This window comes from Streptomyces camponoticapitis (genome assembly GCF_014646115.1).
In the GTDB taxonomy this organism is placed as follows: Bacteria; Actinomycetota; Actinomycetes; order Streptomycetales; family Streptomycetaceae; genus Streptomyces; species Streptomyces camponoticapitis.
In genome coordinates this window covers 15,121-40,456 of record NZ_BMMV01000014.1, presented here as the reverse complement: position 1 = coordinate 40,456, position 25,336 = coordinate 15,121, and the positions used below count along the sequence as shown (strand labels likewise).

The 25,336-nt window shown below is 72.8% G+C and carries 17 protein-coding genes and 1 pseudogene; 11 read left to right on the top strand and 7 right to left on the bottom strand.

Features of this window, described 5'->3' with window-relative positions; all coding sequences use genetic code 11:
- Window positions 1-45 precede the first annotated feature (45 nt).
- The 4 genes from IEY79_RS21315 to yczE form a co-directional block, all read right to left on the bottom strand.
- Entirely contained in the window at window positions 46-420 is a 375-nt protein-coding gene (locus IEY79_RS21315) for an RNA polymerase-binding protein RbpA (protein ID WP_003959706.1), read from the bottom strand.
- Between the two features lie 254 nt (window positions 421-674).
- Entirely contained in the window at window positions 675-2,033 is a 1,359-nt protein-coding gene (locus tag IEY79_RS21310) for an MFS transporter (protein WP_189109161.1), read from the bottom strand.
- 46 nt (window positions 2,034-2,079) lie between these two features.
- The gene (locus IEY79_RS21305; RefSeq protein WP_189109160.1) at window positions 2,080-2,844 is read right to left on the bottom strand and encodes a glycerophosphodiester phosphodiesterase family protein; all 765 of its coding nucleotides are present in this window, start codon (window positions 2,842-2,844) and stop codon (window positions 2,080-2,082) included.
- Window positions 2,841-3,509: a membrane protein YczE gene (gene yczE / locus IEY79_RS21300; RefSeq protein ID WP_189109159.1), complete on the bottom strand. Its 669-nt coding sequence runs from the start codon at window positions 3,507-3,509 to the stop codon at window positions 2,841-2,843. Before yczE ends, IEY79_RS21305 begins: the two co-directional genes overlap by 4 nt.
- Before the next feature lie 104 nt (window positions 3,510-3,613).
- Here yczE and IEY79_RS21295 point away from each other — a divergent pair, with 104 nt between their 5' ends.
- Window positions 3,614-5,122 carry an SCO1417 family PLP biosynthesis transcription factor gene (locus tag IEY79_RS21295; RefSeq protein WP_189109158.1) on the top strand — a complete coding sequence of 503 codons (1,509 nt, stop codon included), beginning with the start codon at window positions 3,614-3,616 and terminating at the stop codon, window positions 5,120-5,122.
- 25 nt (window positions 5,123-5,147) lie between these two features.
- Here IEY79_RS21295 and IEY79_RS21290 read toward each other — a convergent pair whose 3' ends face one another.
- Window positions 5,148-6,827: a hypothetical protein gene (locus tag IEY79_RS21290; RefSeq protein ID WP_189109157.1), complete on the bottom strand. Its 1,680-nt coding sequence runs from the start codon at window positions 6,825-6,827 to the stop codon at window positions 5,148-5,150.
- A gap of 46 nt (window positions 6,828-6,873) precedes the next feature.
- Window positions 6,874-7,068 (bottom strand): hypothetical protein, encoded by a 195-nt coding sequence (locus tag IEY79_RS21285; protein WP_189109156.1) that lies wholly within the window; start codon window positions 7,066-7,068, stop codon window positions 6,874-6,876.
- Window positions 7,069-7,321: 253 nt separating this feature from the next.
- Here IEY79_RS21285 and IEY79_RS21280 point away from each other — a divergent pair, with 253 nt between their 5' ends.
- The 10 genes and pseudogenes from IEY79_RS21280 (at window position 7,322) to IEY79_RS21235 (ending at window position 24,625) form a co-directional block, all read left to right on the top strand.
- Window positions 7,322-7,738, top strand: coding sequence for an ankyrin repeat domain-containing protein (locus tag IEY79_RS21280; protein ID WP_189109155.1), 417 nt, complete (start codon window positions 7,322-7,324; stop codon window positions 7,736-7,738).
- Window positions 7,739-7,943: 205 nt separating this feature from the next.
- Window positions 7,944-9,362, top strand: coding sequence for a HEAT repeat domain-containing protein (locus IEY79_RS21275; protein ID WP_189109154.1), 1,419 nt, complete (start codon window positions 7,944-7,946; stop codon window positions 9,360-9,362).
- A 271-nt stretch (window positions 9,363-9,633) separates the two neighbouring features.
- Entirely contained in the window at window positions 9,634-10,863 is a 1,230-nt protein-coding gene (locus IEY79_RS21270) for a glycosyltransferase family 4 protein (RefSeq protein WP_189109153.1), read from the top strand.
- A pseudogene (locus IEY79_RS21265) lies at window positions 10,860-12,023 on the top strand (glycosyltransferase); the annotation flags it as partial. The gene IEY79_RS21270 and the pseudogene IEY79_RS21265, both read left to right, overlap by 4 nt.
- Window positions 12,024-12,310: 287 nt before the next feature.
- Entirely contained in the window at window positions 12,311-13,321 is a 1,011-nt protein-coding gene (locus IEY79_RS21260) for an SGNH/GDSL hydrolase family protein (RefSeq protein WP_189109152.1), read from the top strand.
- Window positions 13,318-16,944: a hydantoinase B/oxoprolinase family protein gene (locus tag IEY79_RS21255; protein WP_189109151.1), complete on the top strand. Its 3,627-nt coding sequence runs from the start codon at window positions 13,318-13,320 to the stop codon at window positions 16,942-16,944. The genes IEY79_RS21260 and IEY79_RS21255 overlap by 4 nt, the downstream gene beginning before the upstream one ends.
- A 120-nt stretch (window positions 16,945-17,064) precedes the next feature.
- A complete protein-coding gene (locus IEY79_RS21250; RefSeq protein WP_189109150.1) occupies window positions 17,065-18,609 on the top strand; it encodes a hypothetical protein in 1,545 nt (514 codons plus the stop codon).
- The gene (locus IEY79_RS21245) at window positions 18,606-18,746 is read left to right on the top strand and encodes a hypothetical protein (protein ID WP_189109149.1); all 141 of its coding nucleotides are present in this window, start codon (window positions 18,606-18,608) and stop codon (window positions 18,744-18,746) included. The genes IEY79_RS21250 and IEY79_RS21245 overlap by 4 nt, the downstream gene beginning before the upstream one ends.
- Complete coding sequence (locus tag IEY79_RS21240) at window positions 18,743-19,657, top strand: hypothetical protein (RefSeq protein ID WP_189109148.1); 915 nt, start codon at window positions 18,743-18,745, stop codon at window positions 19,655-19,657. Before IEY79_RS21245 ends, IEY79_RS21240 begins: the two co-directional genes overlap by 4 nt.
- Before the next feature lie 84 nt (window positions 19,658-19,741).
- Window positions 19,742-24,625, top strand: coding sequence for a hypothetical protein (locus IEY79_RS21235; protein WP_229701010.1), 4,884 nt, complete (start codon window positions 19,742-19,744; stop codon window positions 24,623-24,625).
- Window positions 24,626-24,715: 90 nt separating this feature from the next.
- Here IEY79_RS21235 and IEY79_RS21230 read toward each other — a convergent pair whose 3' ends face one another.
- Window positions 24,716-25,207 carry a hypothetical protein gene (locus IEY79_RS21230; RefSeq protein WP_229701009.1) on the bottom strand — a complete coding sequence of 164 codons (492 nt, stop codon included), beginning with the start codon at window positions 25,205-25,207 and terminating at the stop codon, window positions 24,716-24,718.
- Window positions 25,208-25,336 lie beyond the last annotated feature (129 nt).

Below are 25,336 nucleotides of genomic sequence, written 5' to 3'. Positions count from 1 at the left end.
CCCCCACGGCTCTCTGTCTGTGCTGTTGTGGCGGTCCCGACAGGGTCAGGCCGACTTTCGGCTGTCCCTCGGATGCACCGCGATGTTCATGGCGCCGGAGCGCAGGACTGCCAGCCGTTCGGCCAGCACCTCCTCCAACTCCTCGCGTGTGCGCCGCTCCATGAGCATGTCCCAGTGCGTACGCGCAGGCTTGCCCTTCTTCTCCTCGGGACCATCCCCGTCCACCAGGAGTGCTTGGGCGCCACACGCCTTGCACTCCCACTCCGGCGGAATTTCCGCCTCTACCGAGAACGGCATCTCAAATCGATGGCCGTTCTGGCATGCGTACTCCACCGCCTGGCGCGGGGCCAGATCGATGCCGCGGTCCGTCTCGTAGCTGGTAACCACAAGTCGCGTGCCGCGGAGAGCTCGCTCACTCATGAATCGTGCCTCCCGGGCTTGTCGCCCACAGGACAGGTGTCGCTGTCGTCGTCTTCCGGTCAACGTCCGGTCGGCGGTAAAGATTCCCGTGCCGGGTCATGCGTCGCCGTCGTGCCGCCCCTTGTTGTACCCACCAGTGCCCGGTTTGTCACATTTGGCGCTGGATGTCATCCCACGTTTTCGCTTCTGTGACACGCGGTGACGGTCCGGCTGGCAGGCCAACGGCGTACACTACCGCGCTTTCACTTCAACGTCTAAATCCGCTCCGGCACGGGGTTTCCGGCCTCGGCAACGGCCCTGCGCACCGGCACCCTCGCGAGCAGCGCGAAGCCGATCACGAAGAAGACCACCAGGGAGAGAATCGCGTCCCGGTAGCTGCCGGTCACCTGATAGGCGAGCCCGAAAACCAGGGGCCCCAGCCAGCTCAGCCCGCGGTCGCTCATCTCGTACGCGGCGAAGTACTCGGCCTCCTTGCCGCGCGGCACCAGATGCGAGAAGAGCGAGCGCGACAGCGCCTGACTCCCGCCGAGCACCATGCCGATCGCGGCGGCGAGGGCGAAGAACCAGACCGGAGCCCCCGCCGGCAGGAGGTAACCGGCCGCGAGAATCACCGTCCAGACGGCGAGGGACGCGAGAATCGTCCGTTTGGCCCCGTGGATCCGCGCCAGCCGGCCCATGCCGAGGGCGCCCACGACCGCCAGGACCTGCACCAGCAGCACGGCGGTGATCAGCGTCGTCTGGTCGAGCCCCAGTTCCTCGGAGCCGTAGACCGACGCCTGGGAGATCACCGTCTGCACGCCGTCGTTGTAGATCAGATAGGCGAGCAGGAAGGAGAGGGTGAGGGGATGGCGGCGCATGTCGCGCAAGGTGGCCATCAGCTGGCGCCAGCCCGTGCCGAGCGCCCCTTCGCCCGCGCTGCCGCCGTGCTTCTCCACCCGTCTGTCGCGCAGTCTGCTCAGAGGTATGAGGGTGAAGGCGCCCCACCAGACACCGGCGGAGGCCAGACAGATCCGTACGGCGGTCGACTCCGATACACCGAAGGACTCGTGGCCCGTGTAGAGGATCAGGTTCAGTACGAGGACGAGGGCGCCCGAGGTGTAGCCGAAGGCCCAGCCGCGTGAGGACACGGCGTCGCGCTCCTCGGGCGTGGCTATCTGCGGCAGATAGGCGTTGTAGAGCGCCATGGACACCGACAGCGAGGCGTTCGCCACGATCAGCAGGACGACACCCAGCAGATAGCGGTCGCCGTCCAGGAAGAACATGCCCGCGGTGGCCCCGGCCCCCACATAGGCGGCGACGGCCAGCAGCGGCTTCTTCCGCCCGGTCCGGTCCGCCGCCGCTCCGGCCAGCGGCATCAGCAGCACGGCCAGCACGATCGAGACGGAGACCGAGTACGCGAAGACCGAACCGGCCCGTACCGGGACGCCCAGCGGATGGACGAAACCGTCGGCGTCGGCGGCGGCCTTCGCCACGCTCGTCAGATACGGCCCGAGGAAGACGGTGACGACGCTGGTGGAGTAGACGGAGCACGCGAAGTCGTAGAAGTACCAGCCGCGCTGCTCGCGTATTCGGCCCGTCTCGTCGGCGGTCAGGTCCGCGGTGTCGGCGGTCACCCGCGTGCCCCCTCATTCGTCCCCCGTGGGGAACATCCGGAAACCGTCAGTGCCAGACCCCGCGCTCGGTGAACACCGTGCGCAGCGTCTCCAGTTGATCGGTCATGATGCCATCCACGCCGAGGTCCAGGAGCGCGTGCATCCGATCCGCCTCGTTGACCGTCCAGACATGCACCTGGAGACCCCGGGAGTGCGCCGTCCGTACGAAGCGTCTGTCGACCACCGGCAGACCGCTCTGGCGCTGCGGGACCTGCGCGCTGACGGCGCCGTCGCGGACCGGCGCGGGCACCCCGTACGAGCGCATCCGCAGACCGAGCACCCCGCGCACGCCGTACGACGTGGCCAGCCGGGGACCCGCCAGCCGGTGCGCCCGCGCGACCCGTGCTTCGGAGAAGGAGCCCACGCACACCCGGTCCCAGCTGTCCGTCCGCCCGATCAGATTGAGCAGCGGGTGGAGTGCGGGCTCCGCCTTCATGTCGACATTCCAGCGGGCGTCGGGGAACTCCTCCAGAAGATCCTCGAAGAGCGGGAGCGGTTCTCCGCCGCCGGCCCTGGCCCGCCTCACCTCGCTCCACGGCAGCTCGGAGATCCGGCCGCTCAGGTCGGTGACCCGGTCGAGCGTCGAGTCGTGGAAGGCGACGAGCTTGCCGTCGGACGTGGTGTGCACGTCGGTCTCGAAGTAGCGGTAACCGAGCGCGGCCGCGCGCCGGAACGCGGCCGCCGTGTTCTCGGTCCCGTCGGCCGCGCCGCCCCGGTGGGCGAACGCGATCGGCGACGGATGGTCCAGATAGGGATGGCGTACGGGAGTCACGGCCGAAGTATGGCCTGCTCGGGGGAACCCCCGGCGACGGCCGTGCCGCCGTCCGCCGTCGGCGGGACGACGAAGACGCGCAGGAAGAACTGGGCGAGCGGCCCGATCGCCAGCGCGTAGGCGATCGTGCCGATCCCGACGGAACCGCCGAGGACGAAGCCGGTGGCGACGACGGCCACCTCTATCCCGGTACGGACCAGCCGCACCGAACAGCCGGTGAGCCGGTGCAGCCCTGTCATCAGGCCGTCCCGGGGGCCGGGGCCGAAACGGGCCGCGATGTAGAGGCCCGTGGCCACGCCGTTGAGGACGATGCCCGCGGTCAGCAGCGGGATCTGTACGGCGAGGCCGCGGCCGTCCGGGACCAGGGCCAGGGCGCCGTCCATCGCGATGCCGACCACGAAGACGTTGGAGACCGTGCCGAGCCCGGGGCGCTGCCGGATCGGGATCCACAGCAGCAGTACGACCGCGCCGACGACGATCGAGACGACGCCCATGGTCAGCCCGGTGCGTGTCGACAGACCCTGGTGCAGTACACCCCACGGCTCCAGCCCGAGGCCGCCCCTGACCAGCAGGGCCGAGCTCACGCCGTACAGGGCCAGACCTGTGTAGAGCTGGACGAGCCGGCGCGGAAGCCGCTTTCCCCGGAGAACGGGTGTGGTGGGCAAGGTGCTGTCCTCCGGAGGTGGAAGGAGTGGACTGGGCTGTGTCACTCTGTGGCTGGGTGGTGAGGGTCAACCATGGCCAATTCGGGGAAGGTGGACTGGTTTCAATGACGCAGTGGACTTCAGCGGTCGGAGCGGCTCAGCTCGCGCGACAGCTCAACGCCCAGCAGTCCCGGCCCGCGGGCCCCGGCACCCGTAAACCGCCCGCCTACCGCGCCCTCGCCGACGGGGTGCGGCTGCTCGTCCTCGAAGGCCGCGTCCCGGTCGCCGCCCGGCTTCCCGCCGAACGCGAACTGGCACTCGCGCTCTCCGTCAGCCGTACGACGGTGGCCGCCGCGTACGAGGCCCTGCGCGCCGAGGGATTCCTGGAATCACGCAGAGGCGCCGGGAGCTGGACCGCCGTACCGGCCGGGAACCCGCTGCCCGCCCGCGGCCTCGAACCGCTGCCGCCGGACTCCCTCGGCTCCATGATCGACCTCGGCTGCGCCGCCCTGACGGCGCCCGAGCCCTGGCTCACCCGCGCCGTGCAGGGCGCGCTGGAGGAGCTCCCGCCGTACGCCCACACCCACGGTGACTACCCGGCGGGGCTGCCCGCGCTTCGCCAGACGCTCGCCGACCGGTACACCGCGCGCGGGATCCCGACCATGCCCGAGCAGATCATGGTCACCACCGGCGCCATGGGCGCGATCGACGCGATCTGTCATCTCTTCGCCGGGCGCGGCGAGCGCGTCGCCGTCGAGTCGCCCAGCTACGCGAACATCCTCCAGCTGATGCGCGAGGCGGGCGCGCGGCTCGTCCCCGTCGCCATGGCCGAGGGGCTGGCGGGCTGGGACCTGCCGCGCTGGCGCCAGGTGCTGCGGGAGGCCGCGCCCCGGCTCGCCTACGTCGTCGCCGACTTCCACAACCCGACGGGGGCCCTGGCCACGGAGGACCAGCGCCGGGCGCTGGTCGAGGCGGCGCGTTCGGCGGGGACCGTGCTCGTCGTGGACGAGACGATGTCCGAGCTGTATCTGGACGGGGACCGGCCGGGTGAGCGACTGCCGCCGCCCGTCTGTGCCTTCGATCCCGCTGGCAGCACCGTCCTCACGGTCGGCTCCGCCAGCAAGGCCTTCTGGGCGGGCATGCGCATCGGCTGGGTCCGGGCCGCGCCCGAGGTCATCCGCTCGCTGGTCTCCGCCCGTGCCTACGCCGACCTCGGCACCCCCGTGCTCGAACAGCTCGCGATCAACTGGCTGATGGGCACCGGCGGCTGGGAGCGGGCGGTCGACATCCGGCGTGCCCAGGCCGCAGAGAACCGCGACGCGCTGGTGGCCGCCGTCCGCAGGGAGCTGCCGAGCTGGGAGTTCGACGTGCCGCGCGGCGGACTGACGCTCTGGGTGCGCACCGGCGGCCTGTCGGGCTCGCGCATCGCCGAGCTGGGCGAACGGGTGGGCGTACGGGTGCCGGGCGGACCGCGCTTCGGCGTCGACGGGGCCTTCGAGGGCTACGTACGGCTGCCGTTCACCGTCGGCGGCCCCGTCGCCGACGAGGCGGCCGTACGGCTGGCGGCTGCCGCGCGTCTCGTGGAGAGCGGCGCGCGCGCCGGTACGGACGCGCCGCGCACGTTCGTCGCCTGAGCGGTGTGCGAACGGCCGGGGACGGTCAGCCCTCGGCCGGTACGGCGGCGGGCACCGGCGCCGGGCTCTGGCGCTGGTGCCTCGACCGCGGCTGAGCCGGGGGACCGGGCTCCGGGTCCGGTGCGGGCGGCGCGGACGCGGCCGGTTCCGGACCCGGTTCGGGCGCCCGCGTGGTGGCCGCCGTCGATCCGTGGAGCGGCGTGTGCCGGTCCGGCAGCAGCTCCAGGACCGCCCTTCGGTGCGCGTCGCTCGTGGCGTCGTCGTACGGATCGGGCGTGGCCGGGACCTGGAGTCTGAGCACCGGGCCGGTGCCGAGCCGCGCGTAACCCCGGCCGGTGGGGATGTCCGGCGTGGGGATGGTGTGCGGCGGTGCGCCGAGGACCGACTCCAGCTCCTCGCGCGTGGCGGCGCCCAGCACGACCCGGGCGCGGGTGTGCGTCCGTACGGTCTCACTGAGCGCGTCCAGGGTCTCGAACTGTTCCGCCACGACCACGGTCACGTTCGCGGCCCTGCCGTGCCGCAACGGCACGTGGAGCAGCTCCTGCGGATCGGGCCGCCCGTCGGCGGCCGCCACATGGGCGAAGGCGCTCGGCCGGTCCAGCAGGAGCCACAGGGGGCGCTTGGTGTCCTCGGGCACGGCGTGACCGGACTGCCGGGCACGGTTGGCGGCGATCAGCCGCCGTTCCGTCTCGTTGGCGGCCCATTCGAGACCGGCCAGCGCGCCCGAGAGCCCGCGCTCCACGGCGAGAACGCCCGTACGCCCGTCGAGACTGGCGTACTCACCGGTTCCGCCGCCCTCCACGATCACGACGTCGCCGTGGGGGAGCGCCTGGAGAGCGATCGAGCGGAGCAGACTTGTGGTGCCGCTGCCCGGGCGTCCGACGGCGAGCAGATGAGGCTCGGTCGACCGGGCGCCCGTACGCCAGAGAACCGGAGGGGCGTCACGGGTCTCGTCGCCCTCCCTGACCGGGACGGTCCGCCGGACCGCGCCGGCGTCGGTGAAGCCGAGCACCGTCTCGCCGGGGGCGGTGACGAAGCGCTGGGCGGCGATGCCGGTGGGAAGCGGGGGCAGCACGCTCATGACGAGCTCGTTGCCCTCCTCGTCCCAGTCGAAGAGGTACTCCCTGCCGCGCCCGGACTTCGCGTACATCAGGTGCTCGATCCGTACGCGGGAGGAGTGCTCACCGTCCATGAAGTACGGCGGGTACGACACCCGCAGCCGGGTGAGACGCCCGTCGGCGTCGAACTCGTACTCGTCGAAGGCCTTCTCCCACTCCCCGCCGTGGGCGAAGAGCGGGTTCGGGTCCTCGGGGAGGGAGAAGTACGGCACCAGCGCCTCGTAAAGAGAACGCAGGCGCTGAAGCTCCGCCTCGTCGGGCCCGGTCCGGGACGGCGTACGGTCGCGGCCCTGCCAGCCGGCCACCGCCATCACCGAGATGAGGGCGAGCAGCGGTCCGTACGGGACGAGCGCGACCACCAGGACGAGGGCCGCCACCAGGAACAGCGCGGGACCACGCCGGTCCTTGGGCGTGGCGGCCCATTTCCGCCGTCCCGCGCCGGCCAGCAGGCGCAGACCACGGGTGATCGTGATCAGCGGATGGAGGACGTCGGTGGCGCTGTCGGCGGCCGAGCGGGCCATCTCTCGGCTGCGAGTGATGTGAGCGCTGCCGCTGCTCAGAATGCGGGGGAGTGGTCGCCGGGCCACGTCGGTCTCCTGAAGGTGCGGAAGGTGCTGGTGGGATGGAAGGCGGTCAGAACTTGATCCCGCCCAGTAGGCCCGCGAGGCTGGCGCCCCCGGCCGTGATGCTCGGGGCGATGGCTGTGCCCGCGAGATAGAAGCCGAAGAGCGCGCAGACGAGCGCGTGGGATGCCTTGAGCCCGTCCTTCCTGAAGAAGAGGAAGACGATGATTCCGAGCAGCACGACGCCTGACATGGACAGGATCATGAGGGGTTCTCCTGGTCGAGGGGGACAGTCACCATGAGTTGTTCCATGCTCACAGTAAGTATCCATGTGATAAAAGGTGCAAGTGGGTGAAATTCCTGGAATTTCACTTGACCGGCGGACAGTACGGTCCCGCGCGCCGCTTGCTACGGCCTCTGTCGCCCCGGAGTGGTCTACGGGGCAGTAATCTGTCGATTCACTCGTACGGCGCCGCAGTCGTGCGTCCCAGGTCAGCGGCATGAGAGGCGGTTCACCGATGAGCGAGGCCCCGGATCCTTCCCACGGCGCCGCTCCCGACAGCGACGTCGTCGAACTGGCGACCAAGGTCTTCGACCTCGCGCGCCGGGGCGAGACGGAGACGCTCGCCGCCTATGTCGACGCCGGTGTCCCCGCGAACCTCACCAACGACCGGGGCGACACCCTGGTCATGCTCGCCGCCTACCACGGTCACGCGCCCGCCGTCGCGGCCCTGCTCTCGCGCGGCGCCGAGGCCGACCGCGCCAACGACCGCGGGCAGACGCCACTGGCCGGCGCCGTCTTCAAAGGAGAGGACGCCGTGATCCGCGAGTTGCTCGACGGCGGGGCCGATCCGACAGCCGGAACACCCTCCGCCGTGGATACGGCACGGATGTTCGGGAAGACGGACCTGCTGGAGCTGTTCGGAGCGCGGTGAAGGGAGGCGTCGTAAATGTGGTCGCGGTGGCGAAATGGGTGGGTCATCATGACGTCGGGCCCGGAAGGGGCCACCGACGAGAGGCAGAGGAAGATGGTCTACACCAAGCAGGAGACGACGGTCGAGCGATGTTGTCGCGCGGCCTAGGCAGCCTAGGCATCCCCACCCCCCGGTTGCGTCGACAGCTTGATGTGAGGCTCTCCCCATGTTCGATCCAGTCATAGCGCCGAGCGGCACACTGCTCGGCCTGCTGCAAAGGGGGCGCGGCGACGGCACTCTGCACGCGCTGGCCGCACCCCGTGCCGAGGCGCTCAACGCCCTCAACCACTGCGTCATGAACGACCCGCGCCACGACTGGCAGGTCGAGAACCGCTCCCTCTACTACGCACGTCTCTATCTCGACCTCCACGGAGATCTCGAAGCGCTCGAACACCACCTCTTCCGTGCCGAGGACCACTTCGACACCGAGGAGTCGCGTACCGGGCTCTCCCTCGCCGTACTGGGGCACCTCGCCTCCTACGGACGGGACGACGCCCTGGCGCTCCTGCGCCGGTACGCCGCGTCGGGCTCCAACTGGACCTGGGCGCTGGACGAGCTGGCCCTGCGCGACGACGACGCGGGACTGCGATCACTCGCTCCGCGGATCCTCGCCAGATTCCCCACCACACCCGAGGGTGACGCCGAGCTGGCCACCGCCCTGCGGGGCGCGTTCGAGCCCAGGCCCTGGCGGCTCTGGGCCGACGACCCGCGCGAGGCGGTCGCCGTCCGCGTCAGGGCCGCTCAGGAACAGGGCTCCTTCGACCGATGGCAGCAGCAGTTGCGGCCGAGCGGACCGCGCCCCGGCTGGAGCGTCCAAGCCGTCTTCGAATGGGCGCAGGACGGCCTCGAACGAGGCACGACCCTGCACGTCCCCGCTGCCCGGTGTCTGACCGCCGTCGCCGGACCCGACGACCGCGCCGAGATCGTCGAAGCGGGCCGCAGCGGCCCCGACGGCGCGCGCTCCGCGGCGCTGCACTACCTCGCCGAGGCCCGCGATCCCGCCGTCCTCGACCTGATCGAGGCCGCGGCGGCCGATCCGTCGGAGAGCCTGTCAGGAGCCGCCGTCGCCGCCTTCGAGCGGATGTGCGGCGACGCCGCCGTCGACCGGGCGCGCGGCTGGGTGCACCGGCCCGACGCCCTCGGCGCCTCCGCGGCGGGCGTCCTCGCCACCCGGGGCGGTCCGCAGGACACCCAGCTCGTGCTCGGCGCCCTCCGGGAGGCCGTACGGTCCGAAGGGCCCGACGCGCCCCGCCTGTGGACCCTCGTGGACGGCACCGGACGGCTCGGCATCGGCTGTGCGGCGCCCGTCCTGCGCCATGTCTACCGAGAGACGGCCTCCTCGCATCTCCGCGGCCGTGCGGCCAGGGCGCTCGCGGCCACCGACCCCTCGTTCCCCGCGGGATTCGCCGTCGAATGCCTCTGGGACTGCGAGGAGACCACCAGAGAGGTCGCCGCGCGGCACGCCGAGACCGGCGACGTACGGGTGGCCGACAGGCTGCGCCGACTCGCTGCGGATCCGGCCGAGGAGGCCGAGGTGCAGACCGCCGTACGGAGACGGATCGGCCCTGACGCGCCCGCCGTATGAACGGCCGCTCCGCCCGGGGGCGCGCCGGGCGGGGCAAGACCCTCGGACGCGCGTCTCCCGGGCGGTCGGCGGGTTCTACCGGGCAGGCATGGCCGTACGGATTCCAGCAAGTGAACCGCCCGGCGCACGCCGATTGCGATCAGGGGCGCGAACGGCCGTGAGGCCCCCGAAGTTCCGCTCGGGCCCTTGAAACACCAATGCTCACGGGACGTTTTCCACGCGGAAAGATCCACGTTGGCGGGACCACCCTCGGTACGGCGAGAACACGGGTATGCGTGTCGTCATCGTCACCGAATCCTTCCCGCCCGATGTGAACGGCGTGGCGCACTGCGCCCTCCAGACCGCCCGGCACCTCGTCGCACGCGGCCATGACCCGCTCGTCATCGCACCGGCCTCATCGGCAGCCGCGTCAGCGGCCGCCGAGGCCACCTCCCCGTCCCCCGCCGCCTCCTTCTCCCCGTCCCCGCGCACCACCTCTCCCCTCACGGCCTCTCCCCGTTCCACCTCTCCCCGCACGATCGATTCCGACGCACCGTGCCCCGTGGTGCGCATTCCCTCGCTGCCGCTGCCCGGCTATCCCCAGGTACGCGTCGCCCTCCCCAGCCGCCGGGTCGCCGCGACCCTCGCGGCGCACCGGGCGGACGTCGTGCACCTCGCCGGGCCGTTCGTCCTCGGCGTACGCGGCATGGCCGCCGCCGCACGGCTGGGCATCCCCGCCGTCGCCGTCTACCAGACCGACCTCGCCGGCTACGCGCGTACCTACATGGGCGCGGGCGAGGCGGCCGCCTGGCGGCGGCTGCGCGCCGTGCACAGCGCGGCCGACCGCACCCTCGCCCCGTCCAGCGCCGCCATGAGGGACCTGGAGGAGCACCGCGTACCGCGCGTCCGGCTCTGGCCGCGCGGCGTGGACACCGTCAGGTTCCGGCCCGACCTGCGGGACGACGAACTGCGTCGCCGGCTCGCGCCCAACGGCGAGATGATCGTCGGTTACGTCGGCAGGCTCGCGCCCGAGAAGCACGTCGAACTTCTGTCCGGCGCCTGTGGACTGCCCGGCGTCCGTGTCGTGATCGTCGGGGACGGGCCGAGCGAGCCGTCCCTGCGCGCGACACTCCCCGGCGCGGTGTTCCTCGGCCGCCGGACCGGAGACGAACTGGCGCGGATCTTCGCCTCGTTCGACGTCTTCGCGCACACCGGGCCGTACGAGACGTTCTGCCAGACCGTCCAGGAGGCCATGGCCAGTGGCACACCGGTGGTCGCGCCGGCGGCGGGCGGACCGCTCGACCTGGTCGACCACGGCCGCACGGGGCTGCTGGTGCCGCCGCACGACGCGCGCGCCGTCACCGGCGCCATCAGGGACCTCCAGAACGCCCCGGAACTGCGCGCCTCCTACGGACGCACGGCGCGCGCCACGGTCGAGGGCCGTACGTGGGCAGCGGTGGGCGACCAACTGCTCGACCACTACGCGGAGGTGCTCGGCGAGCGCACGGCGGTGGTCGCATGAGCGGCACAGCGGACTCCGGCGGCATACGGATCGTACGGCTGGCCAACTTCGTCACCCCGGCCTCCGGCGGCCTCAGGACCGCCCTCCAGGAGCTCGGCACGGGCTACCGGGCCGCCGGGCACGAACCCGTCCTGATCGTCCCCGGTGAGCGGCCGAGCGACGTGGAAACGGCACAGGGGCGCGTGATCACCCTGTCCGGAGCGGTGCTGCCCGGCACCGGCGGCTACCGCGTGCTCACCAGCCGCCGGCGCCTGAGCGCTCTGCTCGAATCCCTCGCCCCGGACCGCCTGGAGGTCTCCGACCGCACCACCCTGCGGTGGACCGGGGAGTGGGCTCGCCGCCGCCGGATCCCCTCGGTGATGGTGTCCCACGAGACGGCCGACGGGGTGCTGCGCACGTGGGGCGTACCGGACTCGGCGGCCGAACGGGCCGCCGACCGGCTCAACAAGCGCAGCGCCTGGGCGTATTCACGGATCGTGTGCACCACCGAGTGGGCCGAGCGTGAGTTCGTCCGGATAGGCGCGCGCAACGTGGTGCGCGCGCCGCTCGGTGTCGACCTGGTGCGGTGCCGGCCGGACCGGCGCCGCGAGGCCCTGCGCGCCAAGTACGCGCGCGGTGCCGACGTCCTGCTGCTGCTCTGCTCGCGGCTCTCCGTGGAGAAGCGCCCGGCCGCCGCCGTCGACGCCCTCGCGGTGCTCATCGGCCGGGGTGTGCGGGCGTCGCTGGTGGTCGCCGGGGACGGCCCGCTGGCGGGCGGCCTGGCCCGCCGGGCGCGCGAGCGGCGGCTGCCCGTGGAGTTCCTCGGGCACGTGGGCGACCGGGAGGAGCTGGCGGACCTTCAGGCCTCCGCGGACATCTGCCTGGCGCCGGGACCGGCCGAGACGTTCGGCCTGTCCGCGCTCGAAGCACTCGCCAGTGGCACGCCCGTGGTCTCCAGCGCGACGTCGGCACTCCCGGAGATCCTGGGCGCGGCGGGCTGTACGGCGGCGGACACGCCGCGGGCGTTCGCCGACGCCGTACAGGAACTCCTCGCCCGTCCGGAGGGCGCGCGTCGCGCGGCGGCGCGGGCGCGCGCCGAGCTCTTCGGATGGGACCGGGCGGTGGCCGCCTTCCTGGCGGCGCACGAGGCGCCGGTGCTCACGGGACGGGACGTGCTTCCGGCGGAGAGGTCCGCCGTCGGGCCGCCCGCGGCGACGGGAACCTCCGTCGTAGGAACGACCGTGCCGTTCGTGCCCGCCGTGATGCCTGATGCCGTGTCCGATGTCATGCCTGATGTCAGGCCCCTGACAGCGGAATCGCCCATCGCCGCGTCGTCGGTGCCCGCTGTTCCCTCCGTGCCGTCCGTGCCGTCCGTGCCGTTCGTGCCCCGCCTCCCCGCCGCCACACCGGTCACGTCAGCCGCGTCCCTTTCGGCCGCGCCGGTGCGGCCTCCGAACGGGGGTCCGTCATGACCGTGTACGCGAACCCCGGGGCGCCGCCCGAGGTCGCTGTCTCCACGAAGCCCTCCGTACCGAGGCCGGTGCGTTTCGCCGCCCTCGGTGACTCGCTCACCGCGGGCGTGGGGGACCGCGTGGACGGCGGGTGGCGCGGCTGGGCGGTCCTGCTCGCCGAGGCGCTCGGGACGGCCGACGGAGACGTCGGCCGGCCGGTCGGCCGGACGAGCCGCCGCCCCGGTGGCCGTCCCGGCCGCAAGGCGCCGAGCCCGGCCGGGGCCGAACCCGCCCCCGTCTTCCGTAACTTCGCCACCAGCGGCGCCCTGACCCGCGACGTACGCGAGCGGCAGGCCCCCGCCGCGCTCGCCTTCGCGCCCGACATCGCCTCCGTCGTCGTAGGCGTCAACGACACCCTCCGCCGGGCCTTCGACATCGCCGCCATCGCCCGCGCCCTCGACGAGGTCTGCGCGGCCCTCACCACGCGCGGCACCGTCCTGCTCACCGCCTGTCTCCCCGACCCCGGCATCATGCTCGGCCTGCCCGCGCCGCTCGCGAGACCGCTCGCGCGCAGACAGCGCGCGGTCAACGCCCTCTCGCACGAGCTCTCCGCGCGGTACGGCGCGGTCCATCTGCACGCCGCCGACCCGGAGTGGGTCGCCGACCGCTCCCTGTGGAGCGCCGACCGGCTGCACCCCGGCGAACGCGGTCACCGGATGATCGCCGCCCAGTTCCACGCGATGCTCACCGCGCGCGGCCTGACACTGGGTCCGCCGCCGCCCCAGGAGCCCGAGCGGCCCCAGCCCACCCGGACAGAGGCGCTGCTGTGGATGGCGACGGCGGGCGCCGGCTGGATGGTGCGAAGAAGCACCGACCTGCTGCCCGAACTGCTGTGGCTCGCGGGCTCCGAGATGCGCCACCTGGCGCGCGGCACCGCCACCCGTCTCGACGCGCGCGCCGAACACGCGCTCTCCCGCGCCCTGACAGCACTGCCCCCGGTCACTCCCCTTGCCAGAATGGGGGAATGAATGGGCCCTGGGAATTCTGGATCGACCGTGGCGGCACCTTTACCGACGTGGTGGGGCGGAGGCCCGACGGACGCCTCGTCACCAGGAAGCTGCTCTCGCACAATCCGGAGCAGTACGACGACGCGGCGGTGGCCGGGATCCGGCTGCTCCTCGGCGTAGCACCGGACGATCCGGTCCCCGCCGACCGGATCGCCCAGGTGAAGATGGGCACCACCGTCGCGACGAACGCGCTTCTCGAGCGCCGTGGCGAGCCGACCGTCCTCCTCATTACCGAGGGCTTCGGCGACGCGCTGCGGATCGCCTACCAGAACCGCCCCCGCCTCTTCGACCGCCACATCGTGCTGCCCGAGGCCGTACACGAACGCGTCATCGAGGTCCCCGAACGCGTCGACGCGCACGGCGCCACCGTGCGGCCACTGGACACGGAAGCCGTCGCCGCACGGCTGCGGGAGGCGTACGACGACGGCTTCCGCAGCGCCGCGGTCGTCCTCATGCACGGCTACCGCCACCCCGCCCACGAGAGCGCCGTCGCCGAGGCGGCCCGCGCCGCCGGCTTCACCCAGGTCAGCTGCTCCCACGAGGTCAGCCCGCTGATCAAACTCGTGCCGCGCGGCGACACCACCGTGGTGGACGCCTACCTGTCCCCGATCCTGCGGCGCTACGTCGACGAGATCGCCTCCCAACTGCGCGACATCCGGCTGATGTTCATGCAGTCCAACGGAGGGCTCCGCGAGGCCGCCCACTTCCGTGGGAAGGACGCCGTGCTGTCAGGACCGGCGGGCGGTGTCGTCGGCATGGCCCGTACCTCCGGGCAGGCCGGTTTCGACCGCGTCGTCGGCTTCGACATGGGCGGCACGTCGACCGATGTCTCCCACTACGCGGGGGAGTTCGAGCGAGAACTGGGCACCCAGGTCGCCGGGGTGCGGATGCGCGCGCCCATGATGAACATCCACACCGTCGCGGCCGGCGGCGGCTCCGTGCTGCACTTCGACGGCCAGCGCTACCGCGTCGGACCCGACTCGGCGGGCGCCGTGCCGGGCCCCGCCTGCTACCGCCGGGGCGGGCCGCTCACCGTCACCGATGCCAACGTGATGCTCGGCCGGGTCCAACCGGCGCACTTCCCCTCGGTGTTCGGCCCGGACGGCGACCAGCCGCTGGACGCCGGCGTCGTGCGCGAGCGCTTCGCCGCCCTCGCCGCGGAGGTCGAGCGGGCCACCGGTGTACGGCGCGAACCGGCCGAAGTCGCCGCCGGTTTCCTGGAGATCGCCGTGCTGAACATGGCGAACGCCGTCAAGAAGATCTCCGTGCAGCGCGGGCACGACATCACCCGCTACGCACTGACCAGCTTCGGCGGCGCCGGCGGCCAGCACGCCTGCGCCGTCGCGGACGCGCTCGGCGTCGACACGGTGATCGTGCCGCCGCTCGCCGGTGTCCTCTCCGCCTACGGCATCGGGCTCGCCGACGCCACCGCCATGCGCGAGCAGTCGGTGGAAGCGCAACTCGGCGGCGAGGACGCCGCCGGTGACACGCTCGGCCGGGTACGGGAACTGTGCGACGCCCTCGCCGAGCGCACCCGCGCAGAACTGCGCGCCGACTCCGTCCCGGACGACGCGATCACCACCCACGCGCGCGTGCTGCTCCGGTACGCCGGAACGGACGCGAGCCTGGCGGTACCCCTCGGCGACGCCGCCGGGATGACGGCGGCATTCGAGAACGAACACCGCTCGCGGTACGCCTTCACCATGGACAAACCCCTGGTGGTCGAGGCCGTGTCGGTCGAGGCCGTCGGCAAGGCCGCGTCGCACGGCGAGTACGCGGCGCGGGCCACCTCGGTGGAAGGCGGCGGCGGGAGCGGGGCCGTACCGCCCGCGACGGTACGGATGTTCGTCGACGGCACCGAGCGCGACTGCCCGCTCCACCAGCGCCCCGACCTGCGGCCCGACGACACCGTCGAGGGCCCCGCGATGATCGCCGAGGCCGACGCGACGACCGTCGTGGACGCCGGCTGGCAGGCGGCCGTCGGCGACCTCGGACATCTGCTCCTCACCCGCGTGAGCCCCCGCCCCCCCCGCGTCGCCGCGGGCACGGACGTGGACCCGGTGCTGCTGGAGGTCTTCAACAACCTCTTCATGGCGATCGCCGAGCAGATGGGCGTACGGCTGGAGAACACCGCCCACTCCGTCAACATCAAGGAACGGCTCGACTTCTCCTGCGCGCTCTTCGACGCCCAGGGCAATCTCATCGCCAACGCGCCGCACATCCCCGTCCACCTGGGCTCCATGGGCGAATCCATCAAGGAGGTGCTCAAGCGGGACAAGGACTCACTGCGCCCCGGCGACGTGTACGCGGTCAACGACCCCTACCACGGAGGCACCCATCTCCCGGACGTGACCGTGGTGACGCCCGTCTTCGACGAACAGGGCGAACACCTGCGCTTCCTGGTCGCCTCGCGCGGCCACCACGCCGAGATCGGCGGCATCACGCCCGGCTCGATGCCCGCCTTCAGCCGGACCATCCACGAGGAGGGCGTGCTCTTCGACAACTGGCTGCTCGTACGCGACGGCCGGCTGCGCGAGACCGAGACACGTGAACTGCTCGCCGGCGCGCGGTACCCCTCCCGCGACCCGGACACCAACCTGGCCGACCTGCGCGCCCAGATCGCCGCCAATGAGAAGGGCATCGCCGAACTGCGCCGCATGACCGAGCAGTTCGGCTACGACGTCGTCGACGCCTACATGGGTCATGTCCGGCGCAACGCGGAGGAGTCCGTACGCCGAATCGTCGCCGGGCTGAGCGACGGCTCCTACCGCTACGAGACCGACAACGGCGCCGTCATCCAGGTCGCCGTGCGCGTCGACCGCGAGGCCCGCGGCGCGGTCGTCGACTTCACCGGGACCTCACCTCAGCAGGAAGGCAACTTCAACGCGCCCCGCTCCGTGGTGATGGCCGCCGTCCTGTACGTCTTCAGGACGCTGGTCGCCGACGACATCCCGCTCAACAGCGGTTGTCTGGCGCCGCTGGACGTACGGGTGCCCGACGGCTCGATGCTGTCGCCGACCTACCCGGCGGCGACGGTGGCGGGCAACGTGGAGACCTCGCAGGCCGTGACGGGAGCGCTGTACGCGGCGCTCGGCGTCCAGGCCGAGGGCTCGGGCACGATGAACAACCTCACCTTCGGCAACGAACGGGTCCAGTACTACGAGACGGTGGCGAGCGGATCGGGCGCGGGAGAGGGCTTCGACGGAGCCGACGCCGTCCAGACCCATATGACCAACTCCCGCCTCACCGACCCCGAAGTGCTCGAATGGCGCTACCCGGTGCGCGTCGACGGATTCGCCGTCCGGAACGGCAGCGGCGGGGCGGGCCGTTGGGACGGCGGGAACGGAGTCGTCCGGCGCATCCGCTTCCTGGAGCCCATGACGGTGACGCTGCTGACCGGGCACCGCACGGTGCCTCCCTACGGCATGGCGGGCGGCGAGCCGGGCGAACTCGGCGCCAACGAGGTGGAGCGCGCGGACGGGACGCGCACCCCGCTGAAGGGGGTCGACTCCGCGGACGTGGCCGTGGACGACGTACTGGTCCTGCGTACACCGGGCGGCGGGGGATACGGCACGCGGGAGTGAACTCGCCGGGCGCGGCGGGCCGGTGACCGGCCCGCCGCGCCCGGCACCGGCCCGCCCGGTACCGCTGGGGCTTCTGCGTCGTTTCGACCGTTGTCAGTCCGAGGACCTAATCTGTTCAGCGTGACTTCGCCTGCCTCGACGGACCCTGTTCCGCCCCAGCTCAGCGCGGGGCCGCGGCTCGCCCAGGGCCCGGCCGCCGACGAAGGGCTGGCGCGAAGGCTGCGCGCGCTCGCGTGCACCGCGCCGCTGCACGACCTCGACACCCGCAAGGCCAATCTCGCGGGGGAGTACTCCGTCTACGCGATGGCGGAGGTCGCGCTCGCGGCGATCGATCTCGTCACGCTGAACATGGACTTCGACACCGGCGCCGACCACGAGCAGATAGTGGCCAGACTCCTGCCGCGCGTCGCGGCCCAGGCGCCGCACCGCCCGGCCACCGAGCACGAGCGGGTGGCCCGCTGGGTGCTGGAGAATCTGATCAACGTCGGCAGTGTCGACCGCGGTTTCCGCGCCGTCTACGGCACCTTCGGCGCGGACGGTGTCTACATCCGGCGGGACTACGACTTCAAACTGATCGAGGAAGTCCCCGGCCAGGGCGGCAGCGTCTATCTGCGCACCACCGACGAAGCGGTCAACGTGCTGGTGGGCGCGTTGGACACGGACGTCACCAGCGCGCAGATCGCCGCCGAGGTCAAGCTGGAGGTGCTGATCAGCAGAGGACGGCTCGCCGACGCCCAACTCGCCGCCGAACAGGCCCGTTACCGCACCGTGCAGTACGCGGAGACGCTGCGCAGGACCCTGGAGGCGACCCGGCGCAACGTCCGCGCGGTCGACTGGCTCAACGCCGTGCCGGACATGATCGCCGAAGCGCTCGACCACGTGGCCGACCGCTACCGCCACGAGAACGCGATCCTCAACAACATCCGCAAGTCGCGCGACGAGGCGGAGACCGGCGCCGACCCGAAGACGGCCGAGCACAAGCGCCGCGCCGCCGAACTGGTCGACATCGTCAAGGACTGCATCCGCCGGCACACCCAGCTCCAGTCCCGGCTCCTGGAGGCCGGCCCGCTGTTCCGCGCCGAGCAGGACCGCCAGGCCTTCGCCGAGCCCACGACACGGACGGGGCTCGATCTGTACGGCCAACTCGTGGCCCCGCTCCTGCCGCTGCCGTTCGACCGGGCGAGCCGGGTCACCGACGCGTTCTTCGCCCGGGGCACCGGCCTGCGTACGCCCGCGTCCGTGCGGGTCGGCGACCTCGTGGACCTGCTGCTCACGCCCCCTGTGGAGCGGGAGCACCTCGGCGCGGAGATGCCCGAGCCCGATCTGATCGCCACCCCCGACGACAGCCGCTTCAGCGAGGAGCAGCTGGCGAGCGCGATGGAGCTGCTCGACCTGGAGCACGACGCGCCGCGCAGGCTCTCGGGCCTGCTCGCCGAGGCCCGCCGCCGCGATCCGGACCTGCCCTATCTGGTCGCGCTGCTCGCGATCCACGCGGCCAGTCCGCCGGTCGGTACGGCCTACCGGCAGGGCGAGGAGCGGCTGTTGTTCGCCGTGGACGACGGGACTCCCCTCGACGACCCGGAGTTCGGCGGCGCCGATCTCATACTGGGCACGGCTCTGCTGGATGCCGCCGGCATGACCGCCGACCGTACGGAGGCGGCATGAAGCCCACCGGCCCAGCGGATCGGGCCACCCGCACGCACGGCACACCTGTCGCCGCCGGCACGACAGCCCGTGACCCGATCACGCGCGACAGGACCACCCTCGGCAGGACCGTTCTCAGCAAGGAGCAGCGCCCGTGAGCGACCACCAGGCAGAGCACGGCGCCGCGTGGGGCGAGCCGGGCAGCGGCGAGACACCCCGCGCGCCTGTCCCCGAGCCGCCGGGCGGCGCGGTCACCCCCGCCGACGCGGCCGACGCCGCCCGCCTCGTCTCCTTCGGGCTCCAGCCCAAACTGCTGCCCGCGCGGGACGCCGAATACGCGGACCTGCTCCGCCGCTACCGCGAGGAATCCTCCTTCGCGCGGATCGCCGACGCGGTGGCCACCGGCCTCGGCCTCGTCGTCCTCGAAGTTTCCGCCCGCGCCGGGATGGCGGTGACGGCGGCCGAGGACTCCGTGTTCGCCGTCCGTATGGGCGACTACGCCCGCCGCGCTTCGACCGACTCCGCCGACCGCTTCCTGCACGGTCTGGCCCATCTCGCCGTCGCCGCCATGGCCTTCCCCCGCCCCGAGGACCTCGCCGACGACGGGTACATCGGCCGGATCACCGTCAACGGTGTCGACGCCTTCGTCCGGCAGGCCTGCCGCAGGCTGGAGGAGAAGGCCGAGGAAGAGGGAGAGAACACCGACCCGGCGACCGACGCCCCCGGCCTCGAATCCGCCTGGCGCGTCTACGCCCGCCGCAGCGCGACCGGCGCCACCAAGGACGCACGCAGACTCGCGGGCTCCACCACCGGCATCATCGGCAAGGCCATGGCCTTCCTCACCGACTCCGGCTTCCTGCACCGCACCGGTGACGACGCCGGAGGCGCGTACCGCACCACGGCCCGCTACCAGCTCCAGGTCCGCGACATGGCCGGCGGCGCCGCCATGGCCGAACTGCTCGCCCTCGGCGTCGTACCGGTCACCGACGGATCCGCCACGCTGCTGCCCCCACCCGACCCGGACGACCTCGACCTGGTCGCCGACGCCGGACTGCCGTTCCACTCCTGAGCCCGGCGGCCCCGCCCCCCGAATCCAGCAGCCCCCACCACGCCGGTTTCCATCCGGTCCTGACCACGACGAGAGTCCGCCGCCATGTACGAGCTGTCCCGGGTCCGCCTCTACTCCATCGGGCCTGCCGGTGCGCGCTACGCCGATACCGTGCTCGACCTGCGCGGAGTCGGCGAGCCGGTGCCCCACCCCGCCCCCACCCAGGCGGAGTTCTTCGAGGACGAGCCGGTCGGCCCGCCGCGCCGTCCGGCCCCGGCCGGTGTGCTCTTCCTGGAGAACGGCGGCGGCAAGTCCGTCCTGCTCAAGCTCATCTTCTCGGTGATGCTGCCGGGCCACCGCAACACCCTCGGCGGGGCCAGCTCCGGTGTGCTGCGCAAGTTCCTGCTCGCCGACGACTGCGGGCACGTCGCCCTCGAATGGCAGCACACACTCACCGGTGAGCTGGTCGTGGTCGGCAAGGCCAGCGAGTGGCGCGGCCGTCAGGTGTCGAACGACCCGCGGAAGTTCGCCGAGGCCTGGTACTCCTTCCGGCCTGGCCCCGGGCTGAGCCTCGACTCGCTGCCGGTTGCCGAGTCGACCGCCGTCCGGCGACCGGTGGAAGGCGCCTCCGGTGCGAGGGGCCGGCGCCGCACCATGAAGGGATTCCGGGACGCCATCACCGAGGCGGGCAAGGCGTATCCGCATCTGGACGTGTACTGGGAAGAGATCCACGACCGCTGGATCGAGCACCTCGGAGATCTCGGCCTCGACCCCGAACTGTTCCGCTACCAGCGGGAGATGAACGCGGACGAGGGCGAGGCCGCCGGACTCTTCGCGGTGAAGAAGGACTCCGACTTCACCGACCTTCTCCTCCGCGCAGTCACCGACACCCGCGACACGGACGGGCTCGCCGACCTCGTCGGCGGCTTCGGCAACAAACTGGGCCGCCGCGCCGAGTTGACCGCCGAGCGGGACTTCACGGCCGGCTCCGTCGACCTCCTCGGCCGGATCGTCGACGCCGCCGACTCCCGGTCCAGGGCCCGCGACATCCACACCGCCGCCGAGCGCCGCACCCGTACCCTCGCGCGCAGGCTCTCCGCCCGCGCCGCGGTGGAACGGGACCGCGTGGGCGACCTCGCCCAGCGGGTCACGGCGGCGGCCCACACCGTCACCGAGGCCGACCGGGCCCGTGGCCGCAGCGCGCTCATCGCCGCCGAACTGGCCTACCGGCACGCCTCCCTGGCCCTCACCGTCGCCGAGAAGGCCGCGGCCGCCGGGCGGCGCGAGCTGAGCGACGCCCGTACGCTCCACTCCGCCTGGCAGGCCGCGGAGAACGTCCTGCGGCACCGTGCCGCCGCCGACCGTTCGGCGCGTGTCGCCGTCGCGATCCGCGAGGCCGAGCGCGACGCGGCGCCCGCCCTCGCCGCCCGCGCCACCGCCGCGGCCGACCTCGTCCGGGCGCTGCACGCCGCCGCCGCCGACGGCGAGACTCTGGCCAACGAGGAGGAGGAGCGCTCCGCCGCGCTCCAGGAGGTCGGCGAGGCCGCGCACCGCGACGCGACAGCGGCGGCGACCGAGGCGCAGCGCGCCCGCAGCGAGAGCGGCCATCTGCGCCAGCGGCTGTCGGAGGTCGAGCAGGAGACCGACGAGGCGGTACGGGCCGGCTGGCTCGACGACACCGCACCGGACGCCGACCCGGCACGGGCCGCGCTCGCCGCGAGCGACGCGGAGAAGTCCGCGGTCGCCGCCTGGGACACGGCCAGGGAGGCGGCACGCGAGGCGGCGGACCGGGCCAGGGAGGCCGCGTCGGCGGAATCCCGCGCCGAGCTCTCCGAAGCCCGCGCCGTCGACGCCGCCCGCGCCGCCGAGCACGAGTACGAGGCGGAGCGCCGCACAGCCGAGTCGATCGCCGCGCAGGAGCGCCTCACCGAACTGCTCGGCCTGCCCGGCGCGTCCCCACGCGCGGGCGTCCCCGGACCTCGTAGCGGCACGACTGCTCCCACGGACGGCCCGGCGGCGCGCGGTGAAACGCCCGCATCGCCGCAGGAGAGCACCGGCGGCGCCGGAGGAGCGAAGCGCCGGGACGGGACCGGCACCGCCACCGGGCAACTGTCCCGCGCGGACTCCGCAAGCACCCACGAGGGCCAAGGGCCCCTCACCCCCGAGGAACTGGACCGGTACGCGGACGAACTGCGCGACCTCCTCGACCAGGGCGTCACCGCCGCAGAGCGCCAGCTGTTCGACCTCCGTACCGCCGCCGCCGACGACTCCCGCATCCTCGGCGCACTCGGCGACGGCGGACTGCTGCCGCCCGGCCCCGACGTGCTGGCCACCGTCGAGTATCTGGGCGAGCACGGCATCCCGGCCCTCCCCGGCTGGCGCTACCTCGCCCAGGCCGTCGACCCCGCCGACCACGCCGCCGTCCTCGCGGCCCGGCCCGAACTGGTCGACGGCGTCGTCATCACCGAACCCGCCTCGCACACCAGGGCACGCGAAGTCCTCTCCGGCGCGGCCCTGTTGCCGCGCTCGGCAGTCGCCGTCGGTACGGCTGCGGCGCTGCTCGCGCCGGTCCCGGGCCCCGGGCCGTACGGCGACCCGGCCGGCGGCGACAGCGGTGTCTTCCTCGTCCCGCCCAACCCGGCCATGCACGACGAGCACGCCGCCGACGCCGAACGGCAGTCCCTGCGCGCCAAGTCGACCGCCCGCGACGAGGAGATCCGCACCCTGTCGGCCCGGCTCTCCGCCGACCGCGCCATCGCCGCGCGCCTCGGCTCCTGGCGGGCCACCTGCGCGCCCGGCAGGCTCACCGAACTCGCGGAGACCGCGCACGCCGCCGACGAACTGGCACGGGCGGCCGGCGCCGAACTCGCCGAGGCCCGCACCGTCCGGACAGAGGCCGACGAAGCCGCAGCGGACACCGCCCGGGTACGAGACGAACGGCAGGAGGCCGCCCAGCGCGCCCGCCGGGTCGCCGACGCCCTCGCGGGCCTCGCCTTCCGACTCCGGGAACGGGCCGGCTGGCAGGTCAAACTCCGGGCCCTGGCCGACGACGCCGCGGAGTCCGAAGCCCGCGCCACCGCCTGCCTGGAACGGGCCCGCGCGGCCGACGAGGACCGCCGCGCCGCCCAGCGCGCCGCCGACGACGCCCGCCGCACGGCCCGTGTGCTCCGGGCCGAACGCGCCGAGATCGCGGGCGCACCCGAGAATCTGCCCGAGCCGGAGCCTGACGCACCGCGCACCGCGCTGCCCGCGCTGCGCGAGGCCTACCGCGCCGCCTCACAGCTCTACGAGAAGGTCGGCGTCGGCGCCGACCTCCGCGCCGAACAGGCCCACGCGGAGAGCGACGAAGGCGCGGCCCTCGCCGAACTGGACCGGCTCAGCAACAAGGTCCGCACCCGCGCGGCCCAGCTCCTGGAGAGCACGGACGGCGCCGACGGGCCGTCCCGCCAGGCCGCGGCCGCCCGCGCCGAATCGCTCGTACAGATGCTGGAGTCCCGCGCGTCGGCGGCCAGCGAGCAGTTGGGGCGCCTTCGCGGCGAGGCCGAACGGCTCGCACCCGCCGAGGGCGAGTCGCACACCGACCTGCCCGAGAGCCAGGTCCCGACCGACGTGGAGCAGGCCCAGGCCCTGCTCCGCACGGCCACCAACGAACTCGCCACGCGCACCGACGCGTTGGACACCGCCCGCTCCGCGCACGGCGAACTGCTGCACGCCCACCGCACAGCCGAAGACGCCACCGGCGGTTTCGAGGAGACGGCGGCCCTCCTCGGCGACCTCCTCCGGGGCTCCGCCCACGAGGACACCGACGACGCCCCGGAAGCGCCGGAGCCCTACCCCGGAAACATCGAGGAGGCCCGGACCGCCGCCGCCGAGACCCGCCGTTCACTGCGCGGCTGCGCCACGGACCTGTCCGCGGCGGAGACGGCCGTCCGGGAAGCCGGCGACGTTCTCGTACGGCACGCCAACTCCACCCGCTACGAACAGGTACGGACGCCCGCCCGGCAGCAGATCCGCGAACTGCCGGCGGTCGCCCTCCCCGACCACGCCGCGAAGTGGGCGAACGCCTTCGCACCCCGGCTGCGCGTGCTCACCGACGAGTTGGAGCAGCTGGAACGCAACCGCGACTCCATCGTCGACCGGCTGCGCGGACTGGTGGACTCCGCACTCACGACCCTGCGCTCGGCGCAGCGGCTGTCCCGGCTGCCCGAAGGGCTGGGGGAGTGGTCCGGTCAGGAATTCCTCCGGATCCGCTTCGAGGAACCCGACCAGGCGACCCTCACCGAACGGCTCGGCGAAGTCATCGACGAGGCGACCCGCGCCGCCCTCAAGAAGAACTCCGACCTCCGCAGGGACGGCATGTCCCTGCTGCTGCGCGGCGTCCAGGCGGCCCTCCAGCCCAAGGGCATCGCCGTCGAGATCCTCAAGCCGGACGCGGTGCTGCGCGCCGAGCGGGTCCCCGTCGGTCAGATGGGCGACGTCTTCTCCGGCGGACAACTGCTCACCGCGGCGATCGCCCTGTACTGCACGATGGCCGCGCTGCGCAGCAACGACCGGGGGCGTGACAAGCACCGGCACGCCGGCACGCTCTTCCTCGACAACCCGATCGGCCGTGCCAACGCCACGTACCTGCTGGAGCTCCAGCGCGCCGTCTCCGACGCGCTCGGTGTCCAACTCCTCTATACGACGGGCCTCTTCGACACGACGGCGCTGGCCGAATTCCCCCTGGTGATCCGGCTGCGCAACGACGCGGACCTGAGGGCGGGTCTCAAATACATCAGCGTCGAGGAGCATCTGCGGCCTGGGCTTCCCCAACAGGACCCGGACGGCGAGACGGTGCACGGCGAGATCACGGCCACGCGCATGTTCAAACGCTCCCAGAGCGGCGCCACGACCACCGCCACGACGACGGAACCGGGCACGGCGGTGACAGCGGCGGCCGACGAAACCCCCGAGAGGCCGACCGCCCCGTCACCACGAGACATCACCTAGGTCGTGTCTTCGAAGTCCCGCCCCGCGGGCGGACGGCGCTACTTCGAAGACAGGACCCAGGACACCCGACGACCGCCGGGGCGCGGGCGTTCAGGCTTCGGAGAGCCTGCCGGCGCCCCGGCGTCGTATCCGCCCGCCGTCACGCTCCGCGGCCCGCGCCGCCCGCCTGGCCCTGCGGCGCTCCCTGCGCAGCTGCCGCGCCGTACTGCTCGGCACCGACACCACACCGTTGCGCTGGTTCCACACCTGGCGCGTCACCCATACGTCCAGCACGCCCCACGTCGCCACCACCGTGCTGCCCACACTGCTCAGCACCATGGGGAAGGCCAGCCACGAGCCCGCGAGCGTACAGAAGAACGCCGTCATCGCCTGGATCAGCGTCACGGACGCGATGATCACGGCCCGCACCGCAGCCGTCCTCACCGGGTCCGGCATCCGGCGCCGTATCGCGGGCTCCTCCACCCAGAGCCGCCCCGAGAGGCCCGTGCCGCGCGGGGCCGGCAGCTCGACCTCGACCTCGGTCTCCGCGGGCGCCTCTCTGGCCGCCTTCGTCGCCGTTCGTGTGTCCGACTTCGTATTCATGGACCGTAACTCCCCACCACTGTCCGACATCAGGGTGACTGCCCGGCCCCGGCCGCTTCACGCGAACCATGGCACCGAATGTGCGCGGACAGCGCTGAAGCGCCCTCCGCCCGCCCCGTCCCTCGCCCC

Coding starts and splice junctions, on each gene's coding strand:
- IEY79_RS21260 (WP_189109152.1), top strand. CDS start 12,311: ATGACCGTGTACGCGAACCCCGGGGCGCCGCCCGAGGTCGCTGTCTCC.
- IEY79_RS21285 (WP_189109156.1), bottom strand. CDS start 7,068: ATGATCCTGTCCATGTCAGGCGTCGTGCTGCTCGGAATCATCGTCTTC.
- IEY79_RS21315 (WP_003959706.1), bottom strand. CDS start 420: ATGAGTGAGCGAGCTCTCCGCGGCACGCGACTTGTGGTTACCAGCTAC.
- IEY79_RS21295 (WP_189109158.1), top strand. CDS start 3,614: ATGACGCAGTGGACTTCAGCGGTCGGAGCGGCTCAGCTCGCGCGACAG.
- IEY79_RS21280 (WP_189109155.1), top strand. CDS start 7,322: ATGAGCGAGGCCCCGGATCCTTCCCACGGCGCCGCTCCCGACAGCGAC.
- IEY79_RS21255 (WP_189109151.1), top strand. CDS start 13,318: ATGAATGGGCCCTGGGAATTCTGGATCGACCGTGGCGGCACCTTTACC.
- IEY79_RS21270 (WP_189109153.1), top strand. CDS start 9,634: ATGCGTGTCGTCATCGTCACCGAATCCTTCCCGCCCGATGTGAACGGC.
- IEY79_RS21235 (WP_229701010.1), top strand. CDS start 19,742: ATGTACGAGCTGTCCCGGGTCCGCCTCTACTCCATCGGGCCTGCCGGT.
- IEY79_RS21230 (WP_229701009.1), bottom strand. CDS start 25,207: ATGAATACGAAGTCGGACACACGAACGGCGACGAAGGCGGCCAGAGAG.
- IEY79_RS21245 (WP_189109149.1), top strand. CDS start 18,606: ATGAAGCCCACCGGCCCAGCGGATCGGGCCACCCGCACGCACGGCACA.
- IEY79_RS21275 (WP_189109154.1), top strand. CDS start 7,944: ATGTTCGATCCAGTCATAGCGCCGAGCGGCACACTGCTCGGCCTGCTG.